Raw genomic sequence first — 6,103 nt, 5'->3', positions numbered from 1 at the left:
TCGTTCTAGGGCCTTGCGAATGACTTTCTGCTGGGCCGTCCCATTGGGGGCGGTGAGCCCATTGCTACGCCCATCCTGGTTGATCGCCGAGCCCGCGATTACGGCCAGTATCCTGTCATTGTTCTGATGGGCATCCGCCAGGCGCTTGACCACCAGCACACCACAACCTTCTCCCCTGATATAGCCATCGGCTGCCGCATCGAATACGCGTGCCGACGATGACTTTGAGGTCATCCCGGCTTTATTGAATGAGGCATCGACAGACGATGAAAGCAGGGCATTGACCCCGCCGATCAATGCCAGGTCGCACTCGTGGTTGGACAGGCTGTTCAGGGCATTGTGCAAGGCTACCAGGGACGAAGAGCATGCGGTATCTACCGCCAGGCTTGGGCCTTTGAAGTCAAATGCATAGGAAATTCGGTTTGCCGCCAGGCTTAACGCGCTTCCAGTCAGGAAGTAAGGGGTGTTGGAGCTCTCGAGCAGGCCACGTGAATAGTCATTGGACGAGATGCCGATAAATACACCTGTGTCGGACCCTGCCAGCTGTGTCGGCACAAGTGCGGCATGTTCAAGCGCTTCCCAGGCGACGGCAAGCAGCAGTCGTTGCTGTGGGTCCATGGCGCGGGCTTCATCCTCACTGATGCGGAAGAACCGGGCATCGAACATGAACAGATCATCGATCACACCAGCGCGGGTATTTTCCCTTCCATTGGCACCGCCTGTTTCGTTCCACCGGGCTTCCAGGGTGGCGAACGCATTCTGACCCGCAGCAATCATCTGCCAGAATTTCTCGACGGAAGCGGCGCCAGGAAAATCGCATGCCATCCCGACGATTGCATATTGGCCCAGAGCGTTCGCGACGGGGCTGGCTGCCGGTTTCTCCAGTGGCAATGGCGCGCCTACCAGTCGCGCTGTCAGCTCACCTGGGGAGGGGTAGTCGAAGAACTGGGTTGCAGACACATCTCTACCTGTGAACTCACTCATCAACTGGGCAAGTACGGTCAAGTTGATTGAGTCTAGCCCCAGCTCGGCGAAGCTTGAACCGGGCTTGATCTCGTCCTGGCTGAGAGAGAATCGGGTCATGAGCGTTTCAACGAGCCACTGGTCGATCTCTGCCTGGCTACGTCGTATCGTGTGTTTGCTTTCTGCTTCGCAGGTGCTGTCGGCAGGGGAGGGGGTTGCTGGTCCACTTTGCCAGTGAGCGATTGATTGGATCTCGTTGGCTCGCAGTTTTTTAAGAGACTCTGCGCGGCGTACCTTGCCACTGGAGGTCCTGGGCAGTTGGCCCGGTTTCAACAGGTAGATGGCCTGCAAGGCGAGGCCGTGCTCGGTTGCGACACTTTTCTTGATCTGGGCCAGAATTTGCTCGCAGTCCGCACCACGTACCTGGGTGCGCTTGACCTCTTGGAAAATGATGACCTTGTCGGTTGATTGCTCGCTGTCCACGAACGCAGATGTGCCCCCGTGGACTAGGGCGGGATGGCAACCCGAGCAGGAGAATTCGATATCTTGAGGGTAGTAGTTTCGCCCTCGAATGATGATTACGTCCTTCAGGCGCCCCGTCACGTACAACTGGCCGGCATGAAAAAAGCCGAGGTCGCCTGTGCGCATGTAGTGCTGGGTTGGATTCGACGCCAGAGTGGCCTGAAAGGTGTTGCGGGTTGCGTCAGTGTTATTCCAGTACCCTTGTCCGACACCACCACTACAGCACCAGATTTCACCAATGGCATCTTCCGGCAGGGCTTCGTATGTATTGGGATCAACAATCTTGACGCTGTCATCCGAGGGGGAAATGCCAGAGCCTACCAGGACGCGCCCACCTGCTGCTTCGGAGGCGACGATCACCCGATTTTCGGCGAAAGCGGTCGTATCGATACTGATCGACTCGACCGGCTGCCCCTTGTGAACCGCTGTTACGGCAAGCGTTGCTTCAGCCAGTCCATAGCATGGTGAGAGGGCTTGTGGGCAAAGACCGAAGCGCGAGAACTTCTCCGTGAATTTGAGCAGGCTGCTGGGATTTATCGGCTCAGCGCCGTTGTAGGCGACCTTCCAGTGTGATAGATCCAGATCGGAAGGTATCTCTTCTTCTGCAATATCTGCACAAAGTGCATAGGCAAAATCGGGGCCGCCACTGGTATGGGCAGCATAGCGGAAAATGGCGTTCAACCACCTTATCGGTTTCTGAACGAAAGCTTCTGGCGGCATGAGAATACAGCGAGATCCGAGGTACAGGGTCTGGACGATATTACCCAGGCCCATGTCGTGGAAAAGTGGTAGCCAGCACATCCAGTCGGAGGTGTGGTCGTGCTGCCAGTTACCTTGCGTGAACTGTTGATTTCTAATGAAATTTTCGTGCGTCAACATGACGCCTTTGGGTGATCCTGTGGAACCGGAAGTGTATTGAAGGCAGGCCAGTGTGCTGCCATTGATCCTGTCTGAAATCGATAGGTCAGTGGTGGTGTATTGCTTGGAATCCGTTGCCAATAATGGAGGCAGTCCATTCAATGCCAGTGGGTGGTCGGCGTCGGACAGCCTGTTGATGATGTCGCTGGTTCCCAATATCGCGGCTGGGTTGCAGTCGATAATTATCTTGTCGATGCGATCTTGCTTTGAGTTCTTTTTGGGCGCGTAGGCCGGGACAGGAATCAAACCAGCGTGAAGGCATCCATAGAAGGCTATGATAAATTCTATTCCGGAAGGATAGAACATCAACATCCGATCGCCGAAACTCCCCAGTGTTTCAAGTTTTTTGGCCAGGCCAGCGGATTGCCTATATAGCTCGGAATAGCTTATGGCGTGCGTCTCATTTTCTCCGTCAGCAAGAAATATATAGGCTGTAGCGTCTGGCTTGGTTTGCGCCCAATGAGAGAGAATGTGTGTAAGGGAGATTGGGTTGCGTGGGTCGTGATCTTTCATCTGAGGTAATTTCCATATATCGCAGATTTAATTAAGATTAAGCCGGAGGTCGAATAATGCGTCAATGCCAGGAAAATTAGGGAGGGCTTGATATCACGCTGAGAATGGTCGATCAAGGGGATAAAATTTTATTTTTAGTTTTTAAGAATTGGATCCAATGACCGGTTGATTTCTATTTCAAGATGTGTCATGGTTCCTGTCGTCGCTTGCGGATGGTGCGTGCAAGAGGCCTGGATGCTAGGATTTTAATGGACTAAAAGGGCAAAAGTGCGATGCGGTGGGAACTTGATTTAAGTCAATCTCCTGGTTTGGTTTTAGCTAGGGAAGTGCGGGGTTTTCCTCCTGTTTTCGCGGGGGGGGGGTGACATGTGCTTGAATCGTGCTATTCCGCATATATTGGTGCGCTTGTGCCTAATGCTGATTGCTGTCAAAGAAGGCCTGCGGTGTCGCCGACTTCGTCGGTTTTCCGATGGAGTTCTGCTATTGGTATCGTGCTTCTGTGATTGTTTCTCTAAGGCGATCCTGTTTTCGTCAGTCTTCTTTATCTCGCCGTCCTCTTGTCGTCCTCTCGTCGTTCTGTTGCGATGCATGGGGCGTCAAAAATTCTCATACAACTTACACGTCCGAGGAGCATAAGACACTGCCTTTTATGGGTGGTGATCTGATATTTGTTGGCGGGTTTTTATTTCGTCAGTCATTCTCTTCGGTTTTCTTGTAATTTTATAAATCCTTGATCCCAAGGGGGTTTTCCTGTTTTCGTGATGCTGGCAATGCCTTTCTGGTCTGGTGGCTTTGGTTGTTTTGTATGCGAAAAGTATTGGCTTTGTGTGCACAGAAAAATAGTTTAAACAACAAGAATGGCTGATTAATTTTTGGCGAGTTTTCTTCGTTTGGATTGATGAGCGTCTTCACTGCTTCGGTTTTCTTGATCTCTGAGAGTATAGGGTGGGCTTGAATATGGATGTTGAAGTTTACATTGTCGTGGTAAATGCAAAGCGCCAGTATTCGATATGGAGCAAACATAAGGATCTACCTCTAGGGTGGGAGTGTGTTGGTTTCGAGGGGGGGAAGGATGCCTGCTTGAAGCATATAAATGAGATCTGGACCGATATGACTCCCTATGTTGAAGTCGCCAGGTAGCGTGCTTATGCCTTTCTGGTCCTGGGGTCGCTGTGTGTCGGGCGCGGCGATTTGCGAGGCTGTTTTACAAGCGTAGCTTTTGATAGGCCGCCACCGGGAGATTTTATGGCTGTCGTCTATTATTTAATAATATTTTCCATGCTGCCTTTTGGTGGTGGGAAGTGGCAGCCTATTTTATTGGCATGCATGGCAGTTTCACTAGGGATGATAGTTTTCCGATTGAGAGGCGGCACGGGTAGCCTATTGGCTTGGTTTGTCTTGGTTGCCGCAATCTCTCGGCTTGATTTTCTGTTTCTTCCTTGGCCGGCGCCATTGATCGTGCCTGTGGCTTTCTATATTTATATGAACCGGCGACATCGGTGGGGCATTGTCACCAAGTGGTGCCCAGAAGCGCAAGAGTGGCGGCTTGGTATTATCGGTTATTCAGTGCTTGGGGCGTGCAGTGCCACCTTGGGATTGTTTATATGGTATTCGCTTGCGTCGCCAGACTTGTCTCGTTTCGCCGCAATGATCCCTCACTTGTCCTGGTGGATGATCATACCTGCGGGGCTGGCATTTTACTGCGTTAATGCTGCAGTTGAAGAGTGGGCCTTCCGTGAGATTCTGTTCAAAGAATTGAGCTCGACAGGTTTTTCGATAAGTCTGGTAGTACTGTTGCAGGCCATTTCGTTTGGCTGTCTGCACTGGCAAGGTATTCCAGGTGGAATGGCTGGGGTGCTATTGAGTGGAGTGTATGGTGTCGTCCAAGGCTGGATTCGCTGGCGTTCGGGCGGTCTGTTGGCTCCATGGTTCTCTCATGTCGGGGCGGACCTCGTTATTTTTTCATTGGTACTGCGCGGCTTGGCTTGAGTGACGAGCCTGATGGGAAAATTATGCCTGCCAAGGCAGGTTTACCACGAAGACACTGATTCATCACAGTGTCCTAAGCCATAGTTACTGACATATGGCATATGCCTCTTTTCGCTGTTTACGTGAGACGGGAGTGGATCCTGGGCTGGCGCGTCGGCGAGTGCAGGGGACTTTCGTATAAGACTAAAGAAGTGTGCTTCGAGGAGATAGGGATATGGCATCGAAGGCCGAAGAACTTTCAGTAGTCAAAGCGGCATTGCTGAAGATCGAGCTTCTACAGGCCGAGCTTCAGGATCTGCGAGCATCAACAGACGAAGGTTTCGCCATCGTAGGTATGAGTTGCCGCATGCCAGGTGGGGTAGGCAGCCCGGAGGATCTGTGGCAAATGGTAGCCTCCAGGCGCTGCGTCATCATGGACCCGCCCTCTACACGGATGTTTGAGATTGGTGGTGAAGATCATTCCATCTCCAATCCTGATATCGCTGCAAAATTGCGCGGCGGGTATGTCCAGGATCCTTATGCCCTGGATAACCGTTTTTTTGGCATATCCCATCGCGAGCTCCTGTCTTTGGACCCGCAGCAGCGCTGCCTTCTGGAGTTGACGTGGGAGGCATTCGAGCATGCCGGTATCGATCCCGAAACATTGCGGGACTCGAGCACAGGGGTGTTCGTTGGCATTACTTCCAACGACTATGGGCGGCTTCTGGAAATGGCCGGCGGTGCGCCGGAACGTGATGCGTACTTTGTCACCGGTAACGTGCTGAACACCGCAGCAGGCCGCCTTGCCCACACATGGGGGTTTAGAGGACCTGCCATCTCCTTGGATACGGCGTGCTCATCATCTCTTTCGGCCTTGCATCTCGGGATCGGCAGTCTGCGTAGTGGCGAGTCTTCAATGGCTGTCGTTTCAGGCGTTAATCTGATCTTCTCTCCTGTAGCCACCCTGGCCCTGCAGAAGGCAAATGTGATTTCAGCGTCCGGTTACTGCCGGCCTTTTGATGCTGTGGCAGATGGGTACGTCCGAAGCGAGGGGGCAGGGGTGCTCATCCTCAAGCGGCTTTCGGATGCGCTGGACGCCGATGACAGGATTCTCGCGGTAGTCAAGGGGAGCGCGATGAATCATGTCGGTCCAAGTGCCGGACTGACTGTCCCGACCGAGTCTTCTCAAGTTGATCTCATAAGAAGAGCGTTGAAGGCG

General features: G+C 52.8%; 4 protein-coding genes. 3 read left to right on the top strand and 1 reads right to left on the bottom strand.

The genetic code is table 11. The annotated features are described in order from the left end of the window. Positions 1-2,916, bottom strand: a 2,916-nt coding sequence (locus IAE34_RS24140) for a beta-ketoacyl synthase N-terminal-like domain-containing protein (RefSeq protein ID WP_200141475.1), incomplete at its 3' end; no start/stop codon positions are given. A 957-nt stretch (positions 2,917-3,873) separates the two neighbouring features. Here IAE34_RS24140 and IAE34_RS24135 point away from each other — a divergent pair. From IAE34_RS24135 to IAE34_RS24125, 3 genes are all read left to right on the top strand, one after another. Further along, the gene (locus IAE34_RS24135) at positions 3,874-4,056 is read left to right on the top strand and encodes an MbtH family protein (protein ID WP_200141474.1); all 183 of its coding nucleotides are present in this window, start codon (positions 3,874-3,876) and stop codon (positions 4,054-4,056) included. Between the two features lie 105 nt (positions 4,057-4,161). Next, the gene (locus IAE34_RS24130) at positions 4,162-4,905 is read left to right on the top strand and encodes a CPBP family intramembrane glutamic endopeptidase (RefSeq protein WP_200141473.1); all 744 of its coding nucleotides are present in this window, start codon (positions 4,162-4,164) and stop codon (positions 4,903-4,905) included. A gap of 214 nt (positions 4,906-5,119) precedes the next feature. Beyond that, positions 5,120-6,103 (top strand): beta-ketoacyl [acyl carrier protein] synthase domain-containing protein (locus tag IAE34_RS24125; protein WP_200141472.1); only part of this gene is annotated, 984 nt, incomplete at its 3' end.

This window comes from Pseudomonas sp. S30, assembly GCF_016518545.1.
Taxonomy (GTDB): Bacteria; Pseudomonadota; Gammaproteobacteria; order Pseudomonadales; family Pseudomonadaceae; genus Aquipseudomonas.
This window is presented reverse-complemented; position numbering and strand designations above follow the sequence as displayed.

What these genes read in the sequence shown, in the direction of transcription:
- IAE34_RS24135 (WP_200141474.1), top strand. Translation starts at nt 3,874, where the DNA reads ATGGATGTTGAAGTTTACATTGTCGTGGTAAATGCAAAGCGCCAGTAT.
- IAE34_RS24130 (WP_200141473.1), top strand. Translation starts at nt 4,162, where the DNA reads ATGGCTGTCGTCTATTATTTAATAATATTTTCCATGCTGCCTTTTGGT.